This is a genomic window from Caproiciproducens sp. (assembly GCF_053840905.1).
In genome coordinates, this window is the sequence record NZ_JBNLXQ010000014.1 from 62,635 (window position 1) to 81,770 (window position 19,136).

The following is a 19,136-nucleotide window of genomic DNA, read 5'->3' on the forward strand; positions in this document are numbered from 1 at the left end:
TGTATTGTTAATGTTACCATATCTTGCGGAATTTTTGGGAACAATGATGCTGATTATGTTGGGCGACGGCGTTGTTGCCAACGTGAACCTGAATAAATCCGGAATGAAGGGCGGCGGCTCCATTCAAATTACTCTGGCCTGGGGCCTTGCGGTTATGGTTCCCGCGTGCATTTTCGGCGTGGCTTCCGGCGCGAGCTTCAACCCCGCTTTGACCATAGCGTTTGCCGCAATCGGCAAATTCAGCTGGGCCATGGTTCCCGGCTATATCGTTGCCCAGGTCGCGGGCGGCTGTGTCGGCGGTATTATCGTTTATCTGATGTTTAAGGATCAGTTCGACGCGACAGAGGAACCCGGAACGAAACTCGGCGTTTTCGCCACCGGTCCTTCCATCCGCAATATTCCCCGCAACTTTTTCTGCGAAGCCGTTGCTACCTTTATGCTCATATTCGCGCTTCTCGGCTTCGGAAATGTAGCCGGTGCCGGTGCTTCCGGTGTTGGCAACCTGTATACGTTCGGAATCATCGTCTCCATCGGTATGTCCTTCGGCGGGCTGACCGGTTACGCTTTGAACCCTGCCCGTGACCTCGGACCCCGTATTGCCCACGCGATCCTCCCCATTAAGGGCAAAGGCGATTCCAACTGGAGCTACGGCCTTATCGTTCCGATTTTTGGGCCCATCGTCGGCGCTTTGGTCGCTGCGTTCTTATTTGCGGCGATTCCGTGGTAATTCATGGTTGTATCGGGTTATATTAAAGAATTAATATGCCTTGTAAGTACATAGCGATGAATTGATAAAATATTTGCAGGGGCGAACAAAATTTGCCCCTGCATTATTTTAAAAAATTCCAAATAAATTAAAGAGTGGTGTTCACAAAATGCTAGATGTAATCGTCATCGGCGGAGGAGTCGTGGGCTGCGCGGTGGCCAGAGAATTGTCAAGATACAACCTGAACATTGCCTTGCTGGAAAAAACCGATGATATCAGCAACGGCCAAAGTAAGGCAAATACCGCGATTATTCACGGCGGCTATGATGCGCATCCCGGTACCCAAAAAGCGAAGTTCAACGTGCTCGGCAACAAAATGTACGATCAGATCTGCGAAGAGCTGGATGTTCCGCATAAATGGAATACTTCCCTGGTTGTTTCTTTCAGCCCGGAGGATCATGAAAGCCTGGAAGCCTTAAAAAGGCAGGGGATAGAAAACGGAGTCCCCGGACTCAGCATTATCGGACAAGATGAACTTAGAAAAAGAGAACCGAACATTGGCAGCACGGCGTACGAGGCGCTCCTGGTCACCAACGGCGGAATCGTCTGCCCCTATGAGCTGACCGAGGCTTTTGCCGAAAACGCTGCGATGAACGGTGTTAATTTCTACCGTGAAGCAGAAGTTACTGCGATTGAAAAAGAAAAAGACGGATGGAAAGTTATAAGCAAAGCTGGTACCTTTACAGCGAAAGCGGTCGTGAACTGTGCCGGACTTTATTCCGACGTGATCAACAATATGGTTTCCGAGGATAAAATCACCATTGTTCCCCGCAGAGGCGAGTATTACATCGTCGATAAGAAATTCTGCGATGCCTTCCACGCGTCGATTTTCCAGCTGCCGACCAAAATGGGCAAGGGAATCCTGGTGACCCCCACCGTGGACGGAACCATCCTGATCGGGCCGACCGCAGAGGATATCGACGATAAGACGGACACCAGGACCACCCCCGAAGGACTTGCCAAGATCCTGAAATTCGCCAGCCTTACCTGGGAGCAGATTCCCGCCAGAAACTATATCACAACGTTCTCGGGGCTGCGCGCGCACTGCGACAGAAATGAATTTGTCCTCGGCGAGGCGCCGGACGCGCCGATGTTCTTCAACGCGGCGGGCGTGGAATCCCCGGGACTGACCTCGTCCCCGGCGATTGCCGTGTATCTGGCGGATATGATCACCGACAAGCTCGGCGCGAAGAAAAAGGATGATTTCAATCCGATCAGAAAAGGGATACCGAAGTTCAGGGAGATGACGGACGAAGAAAGGGCAATGGCAATCTCCGTCAACCCGGATTACGCAAAGGTCGTCTGCAGATGTGAAACCGTGACGGAAGCTGAAATCAGGGAAGCAATCCGCAGGCCGGTCGGGGCGAGATCGGTCGACGGCATCAAAAGAAGGACAAGGGCTGGAATGGGCCGGTGCCAGGCGGGCTTCTGTACCCCAAGGACGCTGGAAATACTGTGTGAAGAGCTTCATATATCCCCGATGGAAGTGACAAAGTTCGGAGGAAATTCCAAATATCTGGACAGTTACCTTTTTGAGAAAGGGGATCATGAAGATGCGTAATGTAGACATTTTGATCATCGGCGGCGGACCTGCCGGTCTGGCGGCCGCGGTTTCCGCCTATGAAGCGGGTGCGAGGAATATCCTGATTCTCGAAAGAGAAGAAAACCTCGGCGGGATTCTGAAGCAGTGCATCCACAACGGCTTCGGGCTCCACACCTTTAAGGAAGAGCTCACCGGCCCCGAATACGCGCAGAGATATATCGACAAGGTGCTGGAATACGGCATCCCCTCCCAGTGCGACACCATGGTCCTCAACATCACCCCGGACAAGGTGGTGACCGCGGTCAGCAGGGGCGCGGGTCTGGAGCATTTCAAAGCGAAATCCGTCATCCTTGCCATGGGCTGCCGCGAGCGCCCCAGAGGGTCCCTCGCCACACCGGGCTGGAGATGCTCCGGGATCTACACGGCGGGTACCGCGCAGAAATTTACGAACCTGAAGGGCCTGATGCCCGGCAAGCGCGTCCTCATTCTCGGTTCCGGGGATATCGGGCTGATTATGGCGCGCAGAATGACTTTCCTGGGCGCAAAGGTTCTGGCGTGCGTGGAGCTGATGCCTTTCTCCGCCGGACTGAAAAGAAATATCGTGCAGTGTCTTGACGATTACGATATTCCGCTTCTGCTCAGCCATACGGTGGTCGACATCGCCGGAAGGGAACGCCTGGAAGGCGTGACGGTCGCAAAGGTCGACCCCAAAACGCTCAAGCCGATTCCGGGGACGGAAGAGTATTACGAATGCGACACCCTGCTGCTCTCCGTCGGCCTGATCCCTGAAAACGAGCTGTCCACCATGGCCGGCGTAAAGATTTCCCCGGCTACAAACGGCGCGGAGGTAAACGAGAATCTCCAGACCTCCGTGGATGGGATTTTCTCCTGCGGCAACGTGCTGCACGTGCATGACCTGGTCGACTTCGTATCCGAGGAATCCGCCAAGGCCGGCGCCAACGCCTGCAAATATGTACAGGGCCGGCTTGCGAAGGAGGAAGAGACGCTGGAAGTGGTCAACGGCTTCGGCGTATCCGGCGCGGTCCCCCAGCATATTTCAAAGAAGCTGGATGAGCCGATCACCATTATGTTCCGTCCGAGGGGCGTTTACAAGGACGCAAAGGTTTGTATCGATGTCGGAGACGTTCCGGCAGCCGAGAAAAAGAGCCGGATCTTGACCCCCGGCGAAATGGTAACGCTGAAATTCACTCCGGAGCATCTGCGGAAAAATGCCAATGCTGACAAAATCACTGTAAGAGTGGAGGCGCAGCAGTCATGATAAAAGAAATTACCTGTATCGGCTGCCCGATGGGCTGCCGGATCACCGCGGAGGTGGACGGCGATCGGATTTTATCCATCGAGGGCTATACCTGCAATATCGGTAAAAAATATGCGCAGGAGGAGCTGACGCTTCCGACCAGAATGGTGACCGCCCTGATGAAGGTGTACGGAACCGCTCAGCCGCTTTCCGTCAAAACCTCCCGGCCGATCGAAAAGAACAAGATTTTCGATTGCCTGAAAGAGATTACCCGGCACACGGTCATGCGCCCGATCCATATCGGGGAAGTCGTTATTAAAAATGTATGCGGTACGCCGGTCGATATTATAGCGACGAAAGAGCTGGAATAAGATCGGAGCGCTGCCGTAATCATCCATTAAAATAAATGACAGGAGGCGTTTTTTGTGAAGAAGTTAATCAACAGCGTGGACAATGTGGAACAGGAAATGATTGTCGGCATGGTAAAAGCGTATCCGGATCACGTCAGAAAACTGGACTGCGGCAACGTGGTCGTCAGGGCTCACAAAAAAGAAGGCAAGGTGGCGCTTATCAGCGGCGGCGGCAGCGGCCATGAGCCTGCGCACGGCGGTTATGTCGGCGAGGGAATGCTTGACTGCGCCGTAGCGGGGGCGGTGTTCACTTCTCCCACTCCTGATCAGATTTATGAGGGCATCAAAGCCATCGCCACGGACAAGGGCGTGCTGATGGTAGTGAAAAACTACACGGGCGACGTCATGAACTTCGAGATGGCGGCGGAAATGGCCGAAGCGGACGGAGTCAGCGTAAAATACGTGGTGACCAACGACGACGTGGCGGTCAAGGACAGCCTTTACACGACCGGGCGCCGCGGCGTCGCGGGGACCGTGTTTGTCCATAAGATCGCGGGCGCGAAGGCCGAAACCGGGGCGGACCTGGACGAGGTCCACCGCGTGGCGCAGAAGGTCGTCGACAATGTCAGGACAATGGGCATGGCCCTTACGCCCTGTACCGTTCCCGCGGCCGGCAAGCCCGGATTCGAGCTCGACGAGGACGAAATGGAAATCGGAATCGGCATCCACGGCGAGCCGGGCACCCACAGGGAGAAAATCAGGAGCGCGGATGAAATCGTCACCATGCTTCTGGATAAGATCGTGGCGGACATTGACTACAGCGGCAAAGAAGTCGCGGTTATGATCAACGGCGCCGGCGCGACGCCCCTGATGGAGCTTTTCATCGCCAACAATAAGGTCCATGATTACCTGACGGAAAAGGGAATCAAAATTTACAGGACGTTTGTCGGCAATTACATGACCTCCATTGAAATGGCGGGCTTCTCCATTTCCCTGCTCCGCCTTGACGAAGAGCTCAAGGAGCTCCTCGATGCAAAGGCCGATACTCCTGCGTTCAAACAATAAAGGTTGCTGTGTGCGGCGGGGCGCACCGTTCCGCCGCATTATTTTCATCTGGTTGCATATCAATCATTTATTATTGAATGATATGGATATATCTTTTGAGAAAGGGAAATCATTATGACGGACAGCAGTAAAGTAATAGAGATACTGAAACAGATCGGCGAGCAAATTCAGATGGAAAAAGATTTTTTAACGGAACTCGACAATGTCATTGGCGACGGTGACCATGGAATCAATATGGCCAGAGGATTCAAAGAGGTGGAAAAGAAGCTGGCCGATCTCTCCGGGAAGGATATCGGGTCGATTCTGAAAACGGTCGGCATGTCGCTGGTTTCCACCGTGGGGGGCGCTTCGGGCCCGCTTTACGGAACCGCGTTCATGAGGGCCGGCGCCGCGGTCGGCGCGAAAACTGAAATAGACGGCAGCGACTTTATTGCCGCGCTGGAAGCCGCCATCGGCGGGATCGAAATGAGGGGAAAGGCGCACGAGGGCGAAAAAACCATGCTGGACGCCCTGATTCCCGCGCTGAATGCCATTAAAAAAAGCTATGCGGAAAATAACGACTTTAAGGCTGCGCTCACCCAGGGGGTGGAAGCTGCGGAAAAGGGCGTTGAATATACCAAAACCATTATTGCGACAAAGGGAAGGGCCAGCTACCTTGGGGAAAGAAGCCTTGGACATCAGGACCCGGGAGCAACCTCTTCCTGCTTAATGCTGAAAGTAATCGACAGAATGTTATAAAGCTGTCAGGAAAGGTTCAATATGGTAGGAATTATTATTGTATCCCACAGCCAGAAGCTTGCCGAAGGCGTTGCCGAACTGGCAAAGATGATGGCGGCCGACGCGCCGGTTGTTCCGGCCGGGGGGCTGGACGACGGCACCTTTGGCACCAGCTTTGAAAAAATCAGTACAGCCATAGACTCCGTGTATACCGATGACGGCGCAGTGATCCTGATGGATATGGGCAGCGCGGTCATGACGGCGGAGATGGTGATTGAAAATATGCCCGAACGAAATATACGGATGCTCGACTGCCCCCTGGTAGAGGGTGCGGTAATAGCCGCGATCGGCTCCAGCGCCAACCAGAGCCTGGAGGAGATCGCCGAGTCCGTACAGGATGCCGCTTCAGAGAAAAAGCTCTGAAATTAATTTTTGATTACTCCTTTACTTATTCCATGTTTCGACACACACCATAGCAGCAGGCACATCGTTTCGTATGACATGAAACGGTGTGCTTGTTGTTTTCCGGCGCGTTTTTCCGTCTCCCCGCGTGAACGGCTTTTCTGGAAAGGCGGTATAACGCCGTCCGCTTTGGGAATAGTAAAAAGGTCCCCAATGCTATGGAAAAGAGGAGAAACTCATGAGTAAGAAATACAGCATCACGAACATGAACGGCGATACCGAGAATGACGAGAAAAAATGCAGTCTTACCGATATGAACTGCCTTGGCGAGAATGTCAACAGCGTTTATCCCAAAAAGGACGATAAAACATCGTCCGAAGAATGGAAAACCAGCGGATCATCGGCTGGAAAAGGAAAAGATTCTGTCGAAGCCGCGCCTGACGACAATATTCCGGACAACAACAGATAGCAAAAAATAAGCCCTCCCATCTTTTCGGGAGGGCTTCTCTTATGTGGTTTCGCGGACGGCTTCGTCGTCTCTGAACAGCGGTGAAACACCAGATCGCGGCGATTGCAGCCAGTACACAGATGATCCGGCTGAACAATTCGGACTGACCGCCGCCGAACCATGAAACAAAGTCGTTTTTTTCCCCTGTTTATCCACTCCGCAGCACGATCAGGGCAACGATGCATCTGATTTGGAAATCATCATATTTGCTTGACATTTTTAAAATGCAATGTAAAATTGATAATAGGAAATATAACAGGAGGATGAATATGGAAACGATTGACGTTACGCCGGAAGAGGAAGAAAAAATATTAAATAATGTTTTCAGTTCGTTAGAACCCTTAAAACTAAAGGTGATTTCTTCCAAAGCGAAGAAGAAAGCAGTTATTTTTAAAAAAATAGCGGGCCAGTTTGAAAAGGGAAAACGCTATACGGAAATGGATGTCAACGGAATTCTAAAAGGGATTTATCCGGAAGACTATTCCACCCTGCGCCGCAGCCTGATTGATCTGGGATACATGGACAGAAAAAGCGATGGAAGCGAATATTGGCTCAAATAAAAATCTTTAAGGCCGGTTTTTCTGCAGCTGGGAAGGCTGCACATACCTTTGGAAGGAATGTCTGCAGAAAAGCTCTGATAAAACACTTGACAAGCAGGCCGGAATATAATATGCTATAAACCAATAACAAAAATGCGCAGATGGGGACAGAATGCATCCTTTCCGCTCACAGAGAGCCGTCGGCAGGTGAAAGACGGCGCGGCGAATGCAGGATATCACCCCGGAGCAGGCAGCTGAACAGTCGCTGAGTAAGTACGCCCGGTGTCCCACCGTTACAGGGGAGTGCATTGTTTGATGCATGCTGAGATGCCGGTTCTCCGGCGAATTTAGAGTGGTACCGCGAAGGTAAGCCTTCGCCTCTATGCAGAGGCGAAGGCTTTTTTATTTTATCTGAGGAAGATATGTCTTTAAGGAGGAATACGAATGCAGTTAACAGGGGCGCAGATCATCATGGAATGTCTGCTGGAACAGGGCGTTGATACGGTTTTCGGCTATCCCGGAGGGGCGGTGCTGAATATCTACGACGCGCTTTACGAGTACCGGAATAAGATCAGCCATATCCGCACCGCCCACGAGCAGGGCGCGGCCCACGCCGCGGACGGCTACGCGCGGTCGACCGGCAAAACGGGGGTCTGTATCGCGACGTCCGGCCCGGGCGCCACCAACCTGGTCACCGGGATCGCCACCGCTTATATGGATTCGGTCCCGATGGTCGCGATCACCGGCAACGTAAGCTGTGACCTTCTGGGGCTGGACAGCTTTCAGGAAGTGGATATCACCGGCATCACCATGCCGGTCACCAAGCATAATTATCTGGTGAAAAATATCGAAGACTTAGCCGATACGATCCGCAAGGCGTTTTTGATTGCCGGTACGGGCCGGAAAGGGCCGGTGCTTGTGGATATTCCAAAGGACGTAACGGCGCGGAAATACGAATATACGCCGCAGCCGCCGCTCCCGGCGCCAAGGGGGGACTTTCCCCGGACGGAGCGCTTCGAGCAGGCTTTGGAGATGCTCCGGACGAGCGAAAGGCCGTTTCTCTATACGGGCGGCGGGGTCATTGCCGCGGAGGCCTACGGCGAGCTGAAAAAATTCGCGGAGCTTCTCGACGCGCCCGTTTCCTCTTCGCTGATGTGTCAGGGCGGCTACGACCAGACCGACCCGCGCTATATCGGGATGCTGGGCATGCACGGGACGAACACGGCGGCCCTCGCCATTAAAAACTGCGATCTGCTGATTGCCGTGGGAACACGCTTTTCCGACCGCGTGCTGTGCAACGCGAACCTGTTTGCGCGGCACTGCCCGATTATCCAGATCGAGATCGACACGGCGGAATTCAATAAGAATATCGACGTGGACCTGAAGATGAAGGGCGACGCCAGAGAAATTCTGGCGCACCTGAACGGGATGCTTTCACAGCGTCAGCACAAGCTGTGGATGGAGGAGATCGCGGAGTGGAAGGCGCTGTATCCGCTGGTGCAGGAAAGCGCGTCGGAGGAAGAGGTCCTGCCGCAGGAGGTTCTGGAAACCCTTGACCGCCTGACGGATTCCGAAGCGATCCTCGTTACCGAGGTCGGCCAGCACCAGATGTGGACGGCGCAGTTCTACCGGTTTCGCACCCCCCGCCATTTTATCAGCTCCGGCGGGCTGGGGACCATGGGCTTCGGGCTCGGCGCGGCGATCGGCGCGCAGGTCGCGAACCCCGGCAAACGCGTCGTCAATATCGCGGGCGACGGAAGCTTCCATATGAACTGCAACGAGCTTTCCACCGCGGCGCAGTACAATATCCCGGTGATCGAGCTGGTCTTCAACAATCAGGTGCTCGGTATGGTGCGTCAGTGGCAGAAGCTTTTCTACGGCGGCCGCTTTTCGCAGACGACGCTGGACAGGACCACCAATTATGAAATGCTGGCACAGGCGTTCGGCGTGAAGGCGTTTACCATCAGCCGCAGAAGCGAAATCGAACCGGTGCTGAAGCAGGCGCTCGCCCTGCGGGAACCGGTCCTGATCAACTGCCATATCAATCCGGACGTCAACGTGCTGCCCATGGTACCGGCGGGCGGCTCGGTGGAAAATCCGATTCTTGAAATGTGAGGAGCGACAGATTATAATGAATCATGATAACGATAAGGAATATGTATTGTCCGTACTCGCCAGAAATAATCCGGGCGTTCTTCTGCGCATCGCGGGGCTGTTCAGCCGCCGGTGCTACAACATTTTGAGCATTGTCGCGGCTCAGACGGAAAACACGGAATACTCCCGCATCCTGATCGTCGTTTCGGGCGACGACCGCATTGTCCGCCAGGTGGATAAACAGGTGAGCAAGCTGGTCGACATCAAGGAAGTGACCGTGCTCAACCGGGAAGAGGCCGTCGTGCGCGAGCATCTGCTTCTGAAGGTGGAGCGGAACCTGCAGAACAGCGAAAAGCTGGTGGAAATCGCGAACGTGTTTCATGCCGGCATTTTAAATGTGCAGCCGGATTCCATGATCATGGAGCTGACCGGCGACGCGAACACCATCAACTCCTTTATTGAACTGTACAATCCGTATCATGTCCTGAAAATTTTGCGCACCGGCGCAATGGCCATGATGAAATAATAATACGTTGGGGGATATCAGCTTGTTGACGTTAGATCAGGTTTACCACGCCGCCTATGTTTTAAAGGGAGTGATCCGCGAGACGGCATTGATTCACGCGCCGCTCATCAACCCGGAAAGCCAGATTTACCTGAAGACCGAAAATCTTCAGATCACCGGTTCGTTTAAGGTACGCGGCGCATACTACAAAATATCTCAGCTGACCGAGGAGGAAAAGGCAAGGGGCGTGATCGCCTGCTCCGCCGGCAACCACGCGCAGGGCGTGGCGCTTGCCGCCGCGAAAAACGGAATCCGGTCGCTGATCTGCATCCCGGACAGCGCGCCGATTTCCAAGGTGGAGGCGACCAAAAGCTACGGGGCCGAGGTCTGTCTGGTCAAGGGAGTCTACGACGACGCGTATCAGAAGGCCTGTGAGCTGCGGGAGGAAAGCGGCGCCACCTTTATCCATCCGTTTGACGACGCGCAGGTGATCGCCGGCCAGGGCACCATCGGGCTGGAAATTCTGGATCAGCTGCCGGATGTGGACGCGGTGATCGTCCCGGTCGGCGGCGGCGGGCTGATTTCCGGCGTCGCCTACGCCGTCAAGTCGCTGAACCCCAACTGCAAGGTGTACGGCGTACAGGCCGGCGGCGCGCCCAGCATGGTGCAGGCGCTCGCCGACAAACAGGTGGAGGCCCTGCAATGCGTTTCGACCTTTGCGGACGGAATCGCGGTAAAATGTCCGGGGGACACGACCTTTGACCTCTGCAGCAAATATGTCGACAAGGTGGTCACGGTTACGGACGACGAGATCGCCACGGCGATCCTCACACTGATCGAGCAGCAGAAGCTGATTGCCGAGGGGGCGGGCGCGGTGGCCGTCGCGGCCGCCATGTTCAATAAGGTTGATGTGAAAGGGAAAAAAGTGGTATGCTTATTGTCGGGCGGCAATATCGACGTGACCATCCTGTCCCGCGTCATCAGCCGCGGCCTGCTGAAGGCCGGGCGATCGGGCGACCTCGTGATCGCCATGGTCGATAAGCCGGGCCAGCTGAAGGACGTTTCCGCGATCATTGCCGATCTGGGCGCCAACGTGGTCAGCGTCCACCACGACCGCGGCGGGGAGAATACCGGCATCAACGACTGCTACCTGCACATCCGCATGGAGACCAGAAACCATGAGCATCTGGAACAGATCCGCAGGGCGATCGTCGACGCGGGATACCATATCAGAAATATGTAATAAATTGGAGGATGACAACATGAGTCAGGTCATTTCAACAAAAGAGGCGCCGGCCGCCATCGGTCCGTATTCCCAGGCGATCGGGGCGGGCAATACCGTATACCTCAGCGGGCAGATCCCGATCATTCCCGCGACCGGGGAAATCGCCGAGGGAGGCATCACCGTGCAGTCCGAACAGGTCATGCGCAATATCGCCGCGGTGTTAAAGGCGGCGGGCGCCGATTTTACAAACGCGGTAAAAACCACCTGCTTTTTGGCAGATATGGCCGATTTCGCCGCCTTCAACGCCGTGTATGAAAAATACTTTACAGGCAAACCCGCGCGTTCCTGCGTCGCCGTGAAGCAGCTTCCCAAGAATGTGCTGGTGGAAGTCGAAGTCATTGCGGTGAAGTAAGAACTCCCTCAGTCAGGCTTCGCCTGCCAGCTCCCTCCAAAAGGGAGCCAAAAAAATGTCGCGTGACGAATCGATCACTTAGGGACCTGCTTTCCGGCAGGCCCCTTTTTGTATCCTGAGTTGGCGGCTTATGACAGCAAAACGTCGGTGCGCCGGTGAAGCGCAGACCCAATGAAGTAATTAATTTCTGATATAATGTAATATATATTTGACATTATGTATAATATATAATATACTGAGTGTATCGGAAGTGCAAAGGAGGAATTTCGGTTGGGCAAAAATCTTCGCCTGAAATCCGCAAGGGCCGCGCTGGATATGTCGCAGAAGGAAGTCGCAGAGGCGGTCGGGGTCACACGGCAGACCTTAAATGCCATCGAAAACGGGGATTATAATCCGTCGGTAAACCTGTGCATTTCCATATGCAGGGTTTTGGGGAAAACATTGGATCAGCTATTTTGGGAGGATGACGATCATGAAAAAAATTGAATTTGACGAATTGCAGCAAAGCAGACGCTACCGGTACGGTTACCAGTCCTTTGTTCTGTTATCGTTTTTAATCCTCATGGATACGTTCATCAGCGGACTGGGCTTTGTGTGGATGGAGCCCCCAATGAACACCTTTATTCTGTTGCTGGCCGGGTGCACGTATTTTATTTGCCGCTGCATCTGGGGCGACGCGCTGGTAGGCCCGAAGGAAACGCCCCGGCGGGTCACCGCCAAAACGGCCGCGGTGATCATTGCGGCTGCTGCCGTTGCGGTGATTGTCGCGGGATACGGGCTTGTAAGGTCCTCCTATCAGTTTTCGGCCGGGACGGGCGGGAGCGGGGGGCCGCTTACGCTGGCCTGTACGGTGATGTGGTCGGTCATTGCGCTGGTCTTTGCAGTAAAACATTTTGTAAAAAGAAACTCATAAAGTGAAAGAAAAAGGCCGCCGATACGTCGGTGGCCTTTTGACTGATTTATCCGCGGCGGATATTCTTCGCCTTTTCCCGGATGCTCTCTTTCATTCTCTGCAGGGATTCGTTGGAACGCATGGATTTCATGGTCGGGAACGCGCTGATGATACGGCGTTGGAAGAACTTGACGTCCGCTTCGATTTTATCCTTCTTTTCGTAAAGCTCACTCAGGGCTTTCTGGTAAGCCGCCTTTGTTTCCTCGTCGATCAGGCACGCCAGCGCGGACTGCATGGTTTCAATTTTATCCGCTTTAAAGGCCGCGGCCCTTTCTCTGATTTCATCCATCACCTGCTGCATTTCGTCCAGCTTTCCGTTCAGCTTGAAGGTGGTGCAGACGGACAAAGTGGTGTCACAGACAAAGTACAGCATAAAAATACCGGAAACCCAGGGCAGAACCGTTCCGGGAACGGATTCCAGCAGGTCCAGGAGCGTCGGGTGGATCCAAAGGATGCCGACCACACACATCACGCCGAACAGCAGCGAGTTTTCAAGGCAGATCCTGCCCTGAAAGTTATAGCGATGGGTGGAGTAGTCCCAGTATTTTGTGTGGAATATTTTTTCAAGCGCTAAGCCCGTCCCGTATTCCAGCAAGGTCGTGATGACGACCCCGGTCAGATAAAGAACGACAAGATTGTCTTGAAAAGGAGTCAGTGCGGACACGACGACCACGCCGCCCACACCGTAAATCGGGCAGAACGGCCCGTTCAGGAATCCGCGGTTGATAAATTTACCGGCGGGGACGGAACAGAAAATGCTTTCGGTCAGCCAGCCGAGGAAACTGTATACGGTAAAAACGAGAAATAAGATCCAGAAATTGTCCATTTTTCTCCCTCATTTTGCAGGATAGGTATAAGTTTAACTGCTTACAGCCATTTTGTCAAACTGCAAAACAAGGCGCTTTCTGAAGCAAGAGCAGCAAATAATACAATAGGGCGGCCAGAACCGCCGGAGTGAGAATCCAGCTCACCGCGTCCACCTCTATGGCGGTCACCTTCAGCAGCCGGTTGATGCTCAGGGAAGCGTTGTAAATCTCGCTCATAAAAAGGATGGCGATATAGGCCCGGATGCCGAAAACCGGCACCAGCCCGGCGATCAGGACGACGCGCATCACCGAGTCGCTGAAATTGTATTTGAGAGAATACAGCTGCTGGTCAAGGCCCTTGAGCATCCCGTCCACCACGCTGTCAAGGTACATCAGCGGAAGAATCGGCGCCATAATGCGCAGAATATTTCCCACCTGCGCGCTTTTATAAAACGCCATTCCGATACTGTCCGCAAATACGATGAGGACCGAGGTCATCAGAAAGGAAAAGGTAAGTGTAAAGCGCATCGCCTTTTCAACCGACCTCTGAATCGTCACCCGTTTTCCGCCCGCATTGGCCTCCGCCATTTCAGGAATCAGCAGCATGGACAGGGCGGCGAGGAAGGCGGAAGGGAAAAACAGAATCGGCATCACCATGCCCTGTATGGTCCCGTACTGCGCCAGCGCGCCGCTGTCCCCGGCGCCGTATTTCCTCAGCCCGCGGGGGATCAGGATATTTTCGGTGCTGCTCAGCAGGCTGCGGAAAAAGGAGCCGCACAGGACCGGGGCCGCAATATGAAGGACGCTTTGGAAAACGCCGCTGCTTTTCGCTTTGGAAAGGCCGCGCCGGCCGGCGAAGATAAGATACAGCACGACGATATACACGCAGGCAAACACCTCGCCGATGGCGGAGCCGAGCATCAGCGCTTCCAGCGGCGCGGCGAGCCGGGTGAACAGAAAAATGGAAGCGCCGATGGTGACAAACTGCTCCAGCCACTCGCCGCACGCGGGAACAATCGTATTGCGGATGGCAAGGAAATAACCTTTCAGGCAGGAGCATATCGCGATAAAGGGAAGGCTCGGCGCCAGAATCCGCAGCGGCGCTGCGGCGACGGCGTCGCCGATAAAATGTACGGAAATAAAATCCGAAAAGGTAAACAGCGCCCCCGCCGCCAGAAGGCTCAAAACAAGCGCGTAGCAGACACAGCGCCGGATGCTGTCCCTGGTGCCGCGTCCTTCCGCCACAAGGCGCGTGACGGCAAGGCCCACCCCCGAGGTGCACAGGGTGATGCCCAGAACAAAGACCGACAGGATCAGCTGATACAGCCCCATGCCGGACGCGCCGATTTTTGAGCAGATGAACACCCGGAACCAGATGTTGCTCAGCCGCAGAAGGACGCTGCTGGCGGTCAGGATGACCGCGTTCAGGTAAAAAACGCGCTTTTTCATTCGATTAACACCTTTAATAAACTTCATTAATCAAGTGTATTCGCGCGCCCTGCAAAATAAGTCTATAAATTTTCAGAATCCTGGGTTATAATAAAAGGGAACAGCCGGGAAAGCTTTGCTTCCGCGGCTCAGACTGACGACAAAGCCGCGCAGCCGCAAAATTGCTGTGCAATTCTGTTTTCTGCGTTGGCGGCGCTTGCAAATTTCGGTCACATACGGGAAGTATGCTTCCTCGTTTGCCGCGCTTGCCGCCTTGACTTGCGCAATTTGCCGCAGTCTGACAGTATAAGACAGCAGGAGGAAACAATGGACTGGACGGAAGTAACGGCAGAGGTGGACGCAAAGGAGATCGACAGGGCCGGCGACATTGCCCAGATGGTGGTGCCGTACGGAATTTATATTGAGGATTATTCGCATCTGTGCGAAGAGGTGGAGGAAATCGCGCACATCGACCTGATCGACGAGGACCTGCTGAAAAAGGACCGCTCAAAGGCAAAGGTGCACGTCTATATCAGCCCGGAGGAAAACCCCGCGGAGGCCATCGCCTTTTTAAGCGAGCGCTACAACGCGGAGGGAATCCGGCATACGATCACCACGGCGAACTGTGCGGAGGAGGACTGGATCAACAACTGGAAAAAATATTTCAAGCCGATTCCGGTGGGCAAAAAGCTTTTGATCCGCCCAACCTGGGAAGAGGAATACGACGCCGGAGACCGCAAGGTGCTCCACCTGGAGCCGGGGCTGGCGTTCGGCACCGGCACCCACGAAACGACGCGCCTGTGCATGGAGCTGCTGGAGGAAACCGTCACGCCCGGCTGCGAGGTGCTGGACGTCGGCTGCGGAAGCGGAATCCTTTCCGTCGCGGCCCTGCTTCTGGGCGCAAAGAAGGCCGTCGGCGTGGACATCGACCCGCTCGCGGTCAAGACCGCCGAACAGAACGCCGAAATCAACGGGGTGGCCGACCGTTTTGCCGGCGTCTGCGGCGATCTGACCGACAAGGTCAGCGGAAAATACGATATTGTCGTCGCGAATATCGTCGCGGATGTGATCATCCTGCTCACAAAGGACATCGAGCGGTTCCTGTACCCGGATACGGTTTATCTGATGAGCGGAATTATCGACACCCGCGAGCGGGACGTTCTGGACGAGGTGGAGAAAAAGTTTACAATCGTCAGCCGCAGGACCGAAAAGGGCTGGGTCGCCTTAGCTGCAAGGCTGAAATAGGGATCATAAATGTGAGAAGTCAATTTTATGTTGGCTTCTTTTTGTTATGAAATGTTTTTTCTTTGTTTTCTAAAGAAACAAGAGGAGAAATATCATCACTATTTATGTATATTCTTTCAGCTTCTTGCTGTGCTTCCTTTAATTGTTGAATAGAATTGGTTACCTGATTAAAAAGATAAAAATACATTTTTTTGTAATCCGGCATAGGGAACACCTCCAAGAAGTATTATAGGCTATATATCGAACATATGCAATATGCTGACTATATTTTATTATTGTGAATATAGGAGGTAGTTGCAATGATTTTGTATACTCCGTTTTGGGAAACGCTGAAAAAGCGGGGCGTTACTACTTATACCCTGATCAAAAGTCATCATATCAGCAGCAGTACGCTGACCCGTCTGCGCCGCAATCAGCCGCTTTCGACCGTTACGATCAATGATTTGTGCCGCATTCTGGATTGCAGGGTTCAGGATATCGCTCTGTATGTTGCGAATCCCGGGGATGAGCGTCTGTAATAAAGAGGCAGAGGAGAAAAATATGCTACTGGAAAACGGGACGGACACCTGCAGCTGTCCGAAGATCAACTGTGAGCGCCATGGGAAATGCGCCGAGTGCCTCGAGCATCATCGAAGCCATAAAAAATATCCGCCGTACTGCAAGCGCGCCGGACGTACAAAAAGCAAAAAAGAGAACCCGCCGGACTGAAAAGCCCGGCGGGTTCTTTCTATCGGCAAGGTTATTCGTTTTCCGTGTAGTTCCCCAAAAAGGAGAAACGGGGAAGCTCGTCGTGAAGCGAACAGATCAGATTCAGCGTCGCGTCTTCCCGCACATTGCCGGTAAAATCAAGATAAAAATCGTATTCAAAGTTTTTATCCTGAATCGGGCGGCTCTCTATTTTCGTCAGGTTCAGCCCGAGCGCCGCAAAGCGCGCGAGCACGCTGTAGAGCGTGCCGGTTTTGTGGAGGAGCGAAAAGCACAGGCTGATTTTCCGGGCGCGGTCTGGGATAAACAGGCTGCGGCTGATGACGATAAACCGCGTGCAGTTGTTGGAGCTGTTCTGGATATCCCTTTCCAGAATGTGCAGCCTGTATTCGTTCGCCGCGTGCTCGGAGCAGATGGCGGCGATCCCGGCCTCCTGCCGCTGCGCGACCATCTGCGCGGCCGTGGCCGTGTTGGAGCACGGCAGGGGCCGCAGATCGTTCCTGGTGATGTATTCCGAGCACTGGGACAGCGCCTGCGGGTGGGAGTACACCGTGCCGATGGTGCGGACGTCCACTTTTTTAGCCGCCGCCAGGCAGTGGTGAACGTGCAGAGTCGCCGCGTTGACAATGTAGAACCGGTATTTCAGAATGAGGTCGTAAACCTCGCTGACCGAACCGGCGGAGGAGTTCTCTACCGGCAGGATTCCAAGGTCCGCGTTCCCGTTGGCAACGGCCGAGAAAATCCCGCCGAAGCCCTGGTAAAACTGGGGGGCCGCTTTGGGGTACAGCAGGCTGAGCGCCTCGTGGGAAAAGGAACCGTTTTCCCCGAGGCAGGCGATTTTTTCCGCTTTTTCCGGCGCGGCGCCGGCTTTGCGGATGGTTTCCCGCAGCTCTCCTCCGCCGCCGAGCAGGCTGTACTGCACCGCCCGGCTCAGATCCATCATGCCGGAATAAAGGAGCCGCGCTTCGCCGCCGTATTCCCCGGCCTGAGAAACGATCCGGTCCAGAATTTCCTGCTCGCGCCCGCCGTTGAACACCGGAAGCTTCTGCTCCTGCTTGACGGCGGCGACCTGCTTCGCGCAATCCATCCGACGGACGAACAGCGGAAGAAGCTCCTTATCGATCCGGTCTATTTCCTGTCTGATTTCTTCAAGGGTCATGCTTTCATTCCTCCGGTATGCAGATTGATCAGGTTCATCAGCGCGACCGCCGCCGCGGCTTCCACCACGGGAACCGCGCGCGGGACGATGCAGGGGTCGTGCCGCCCGTGCACGCTGAGCTTTGTATTCACCTTTGCGGTCAGGTCCACGCTGTCCTGTTCCATCGCGATCGACGGCGTCGGCTTGAACGCCGCGCGGAAAAGGACCGGCATCCCGGTGGAAATCCCGCCCAGGATTCCGCCCGCGTGGTTGGTTCTCGTTTTAATCGTATCGCCGTCGCAGTAGTAGGGGTCGTTATTTTCGCTGCCGAAAAGCGCCGAGGCGCTGAAGCCCGCGCCGAACTCCACGCCCTTGACCGCCGGAATGCCGAACAGGATGGAGGAAAACACCGGCTCGATCCCCCCGAACAGGGGGCCGCCGACGCCCGCCGAAAGGCCGGTCACCGCGCACTCGACCACGCCGCCCACGCTGTTTTGCGCAAGCCGGGCGGTCTCGATGGTATCCCGCATCTTCTGTTTTGCGCTTTCCTTGATAACGGGAAAATAAACCGAGGATAAGGAGGCCAGTAAATCTTCCGGAACATGCACGGGGTCGAACGGGTCGTCCGTCACGTCCTTCACTGAGAAAACGTGCGCGCCGATCACAATGCCGCGGCGCTGTAAAATCTGGCGGCACACCGCGCCCGCAAAGACAAGGGGAGCCGTCAGCCGCCCGGAAAAATGCCCGCCGCCGCGCGCGTCGTTGTATCCGCCGTAACGCAGGTGCGCGGGAAAATCCGCGTGTCCCGGACGGGGAACAAGCTTCAGGTTGTCATAGTCCCCGGACCGGGTGTTCGTATTTTCAATCAGCGCGCACAGCGGCGCGCCGGTCGTTGTGCCGTTGAGCATCCCGCTGACGATCTGCGGCAGGTCGCTTTCCTTTCGCGGCGTGCTCGTAGGATCCATGCCCGGCGCGCGGCGGCTCATCTGCAGCGCGGCGGCGTCGAAGTCGATCGGTTCCCCGGCGGGCAGGCCGTCCAGCACCACTCCGATCGCTTTTCCGTGGCTTTCGCCGAAGATGGATATTTTTACCGTTTCACCCCATATGGAAGACATTTGCTTTTCCTCCCAACCGATTGTAATCTTCAAAAAAGGCCGGATAGCTCTTCCGAACGCTCTGCGCATCGGTGACCGTGACGCTGCCGCCGGCTTTCAGCGCGGCAATGGAAAGGGCCATCACAATGCGGTGGTCGTTAAAGCCCTCCGCTTTGCCGCCGTGCAGCGTCGGAACGCCGTCGATGAGGAGCCCGTCGTCCGTTTCCGTAACCCTTCCGCCCAGCTTGGTTAGCCCGTCGGCCATGGCGAAAAGGCGGTCGCTTTCCTTGATCCTCAGCCGCTGCGCGTTGTAAATCCGCGTGCGTCCGCGGCAGAGCGCGGCGGTCGCCGCCAGAATCGGCACAAGGTCGGGAATCTGGGACG

24 protein-coding genes and 1 other annotated feature are annotated in these 19,136 nt (G+C 54.8%); of the genes, 18 read left to right on the forward strand and 6 right to left on the reverse strand.

Annotated elements, in window-relative coordinates; translation table 11 throughout:
- The first annotated feature begins 10 nt into the window (after positions 1-10).
- The 15 genes from ACQGQ5_RS13410 (at position 11) to ACQGQ5_RS13480 (ending at position 12,297) form a co-directional block, all read left to right on the forward strand.
- Positions 11-727, forward strand: a complete 717-nt coding sequence (locus ACQGQ5_RS13410) for an MIP/aquaporin family protein (protein WP_455736997.1) — start codon at positions 11-13, stop codon at positions 725-727.
- A gap of 148 nt (positions 728-875) precedes the next feature.
- A complete protein-coding gene (locus tag ACQGQ5_RS13415) occupies positions 876-2,327 on the forward strand; it encodes an FAD-dependent oxidoreductase (RefSeq protein WP_455736998.1) in 1,452 nt (483 codons plus the stop codon).
- The gene (locus ACQGQ5_RS13420) at positions 2,320-3,588 is read left to right on the forward strand and encodes an NAD(P)/FAD-dependent oxidoreductase (RefSeq protein WP_455736999.1); all 1,269 of its coding nucleotides are present in this window, start codon (positions 2,320-2,322) and stop codon (positions 3,586-3,588) included. The genes ACQGQ5_RS13415 and ACQGQ5_RS13420 overlap by 8 nt, the downstream gene beginning before the upstream one ends.
- A complete protein-coding gene (locus ACQGQ5_RS13425; protein WP_455737000.1) occupies positions 3,585-3,938 on the forward strand; it encodes a DUF1667 domain-containing protein in 354 nt (117 codons plus the stop codon). Before ACQGQ5_RS13420 ends, ACQGQ5_RS13425 begins: the two co-directional genes overlap by 4 nt.
- A gap of 54 nt (positions 3,939-3,992) precedes the next feature.
- A complete protein-coding gene (gene dhaK / locus ACQGQ5_RS13430) occupies positions 3,993-4,982 on the forward strand; it encodes a dihydroxyacetone kinase subunit DhaK (RefSeq protein ID WP_455737001.1) in 990 nt (329 codons plus the stop codon).
- Between the two features lie 114 nt (positions 4,983-5,096).
- On the forward strand, positions 5,097-5,720 hold the full coding sequence (dhaL, locus tag ACQGQ5_RS13435) for a dihydroxyacetone kinase subunit DhaL (RefSeq protein ID WP_455737002.1): 624 nt from the start codon (positions 5,097-5,099) through the stop codon (positions 5,718-5,720).
- Positions 5,721-5,741: 21 nt separating this feature from the next.
- Complete coding sequence (gene dhaM / locus ACQGQ5_RS13440) at positions 5,742-6,122, forward strand: dihydroxyacetone kinase phosphoryl donor subunit DhaM (protein WP_455737003.1); 381 nt, start codon at positions 5,742-5,744, stop codon at positions 6,120-6,122.
- Positions 6,123-6,339: 217 nt separating this feature from the next.
- Positions 6,340-6,570 carry a hypothetical protein gene (locus tag ACQGQ5_RS13445; RefSeq protein ID WP_455737004.1) on the forward strand — a complete coding sequence of 77 codons (231 nt, stop codon included), beginning with the start codon at positions 6,340-6,342 and terminating at the stop codon, positions 6,568-6,570.
- Between the two features lie 308 nt (positions 6,571-6,878).
- Entirely contained in the window at positions 6,879-7,169 is a 291-nt protein-coding gene (locus ACQGQ5_RS13450) for a DUF2087 domain-containing protein (protein WP_455737005.1), read from the forward strand.
- A gap of 128 nt (positions 7,170-7,297) precedes the next feature.
- Positions 7,298-7,533 (forward strand) — a binding site (T-box leader).
- A gap of 59 nt (positions 7,534-7,592) precedes the next feature.
- Positions 7,593-9,263 (forward strand): biosynthetic-type acetolactate synthase large subunit, encoded by a 1,671-nt coding sequence (gene ilvB / locus ACQGQ5_RS13455; RefSeq protein ID WP_455737006.1) that lies wholly within the window; start codon positions 7,593-7,595, stop codon positions 9,261-9,263.
- A gap of 16 nt (positions 9,264-9,279) precedes the next feature.
- Entirely contained in the window at positions 9,280-9,768 is a 489-nt protein-coding gene (gene ilvN / locus ACQGQ5_RS13460) for an acetolactate synthase small subunit (protein ID WP_455737007.1), read from the forward strand.
- A 22-nt stretch (positions 9,769-9,790) separates the two neighbouring features.
- Entirely contained in the window at positions 9,791-10,990 is a 1,200-nt protein-coding gene (ilvA, locus tag ACQGQ5_RS13465; RefSeq protein ID WP_455737008.1) for a threonine ammonia-lyase, read from the forward strand.
- A 19-nt stretch (positions 10,991-11,009) separates the two neighbouring features.
- Positions 11,010-11,384, forward strand: a complete 375-nt coding sequence (locus ACQGQ5_RS13470) for a RidA family protein (protein ID WP_455737009.1) — start codon at positions 11,010-11,012, stop codon at positions 11,382-11,384.
- Positions 11,385-11,654: 270 nt separating this feature from the next.
- Complete coding sequence (locus tag ACQGQ5_RS13475) at positions 11,655-11,870, forward strand: helix-turn-helix transcriptional regulator (protein ID WP_038325956.1); 216 nt, start codon at positions 11,655-11,657, stop codon at positions 11,868-11,870.
- The gene (locus ACQGQ5_RS13480; protein ID WP_455737010.1) at positions 11,857-12,297 is read left to right on the forward strand and encodes a hypothetical protein; all 441 of its coding nucleotides are present in this window, start codon (positions 11,857-11,859) and stop codon (positions 12,295-12,297) included. The genes ACQGQ5_RS13475 and ACQGQ5_RS13480 overlap by 14 nt, the downstream gene beginning before the upstream one ends.
- 46 nt (positions 12,298-12,343) lie before the next feature.
- Here the strand turns inward: ACQGQ5_RS13480 and ACQGQ5_RS13485 are convergent, their stop codons facing one another.
- Positions 12,344-13,162, reverse strand: coding sequence for a putative ABC transporter permease (locus ACQGQ5_RS13485; protein ID WP_455737011.1), 819 nt, complete (start codon positions 13,160-13,162; stop codon positions 12,344-12,346).
- Between the two features lie 55 nt (positions 13,163-13,217).
- On the reverse strand, positions 13,218-14,591 hold the full coding sequence (locus ACQGQ5_RS13490) for an oligosaccharide flippase family protein (protein ID WP_455737012.1): 1,374 nt from the start codon (positions 14,589-14,591) through the stop codon (positions 13,218-13,220).
- Between the two features lie 306 nt (positions 14,592-14,897).
- Between ACQGQ5_RS13490 and prmA the strand changes: the two genes are divergently transcribed.
- The gene (gene prmA / locus ACQGQ5_RS13495; protein ID WP_455737013.1) at positions 14,898-15,815 is read left to right on the forward strand and encodes a 50S ribosomal protein L11 methyltransferase; all 918 of its coding nucleotides are present in this window, start codon (positions 14,898-14,900) and stop codon (positions 15,813-15,815) included.
- Positions 15,816-15,840: 25 nt separating this feature from the next.
- Here the strand turns inward: prmA and ACQGQ5_RS13500 are convergent, their stop codons facing one another.
- Positions 15,841-16,020: a hypothetical protein gene (locus ACQGQ5_RS13500; RefSeq protein WP_455737014.1), complete on the reverse strand. Its 180-nt coding sequence runs from the start codon at positions 16,018-16,020 to the stop codon at positions 15,841-15,843.
- 94 nt (positions 16,021-16,114) lie between these two features.
- On the opposite strand from ACQGQ5_RS13500, the gene ACQGQ5_RS13505 reads away from it, so the two are divergent.
- Positions 16,115-16,333 carry a helix-turn-helix domain-containing protein gene (locus ACQGQ5_RS13505; protein WP_455737015.1) on the forward strand — a complete coding sequence of 73 codons (219 nt, stop codon included), beginning with the start codon at positions 16,115-16,117 and terminating at the stop codon, positions 16,331-16,333.
- Positions 16,334-16,355: 22 nt separating this feature from the next.
- Entirely contained in the window at positions 16,356-16,523 is a 168-nt protein-coding gene (locus ACQGQ5_RS13510; RefSeq protein WP_455737016.1) for a hypothetical protein, read from the forward strand.
- 31 nt (positions 16,524-16,554) lie between these two features.
- On the opposite strand, the gene pheA is transcribed toward ACQGQ5_RS13510, so the two are convergent.
- The 3 genes from pheA to ACQGQ5_RS13525 form a co-directional block, all read right to left on the reverse strand.
- Complete coding sequence (gene pheA / locus ACQGQ5_RS13515) at positions 16,555-17,679, reverse strand: prephenate dehydratase (protein WP_455737017.1); 1,125 nt, start codon at positions 17,677-17,679, stop codon at positions 16,555-16,557.
- Positions 17,676-18,773 carry a chorismate synthase gene (aroC, locus tag ACQGQ5_RS13520; protein ID WP_455737018.1) on the reverse strand — a complete coding sequence of 366 codons (1,098 nt, stop codon included), beginning with the start codon at positions 18,771-18,773 and terminating at the stop codon, positions 17,676-17,678. The genes pheA and aroC overlap by 4 nt, the downstream gene beginning before the upstream one ends.
- Positions 18,754-19,136, reverse strand: a 383-nt coding sequence (locus tag ACQGQ5_RS13525; RefSeq protein WP_455737019.1) for a 3-phosphoshikimate 1-carboxyvinyltransferase, incomplete at its 5' end; no start/stop codon positions are given. The genes ACQGQ5_RS13525 and aroC, both read right to left, overlap by 20 nt.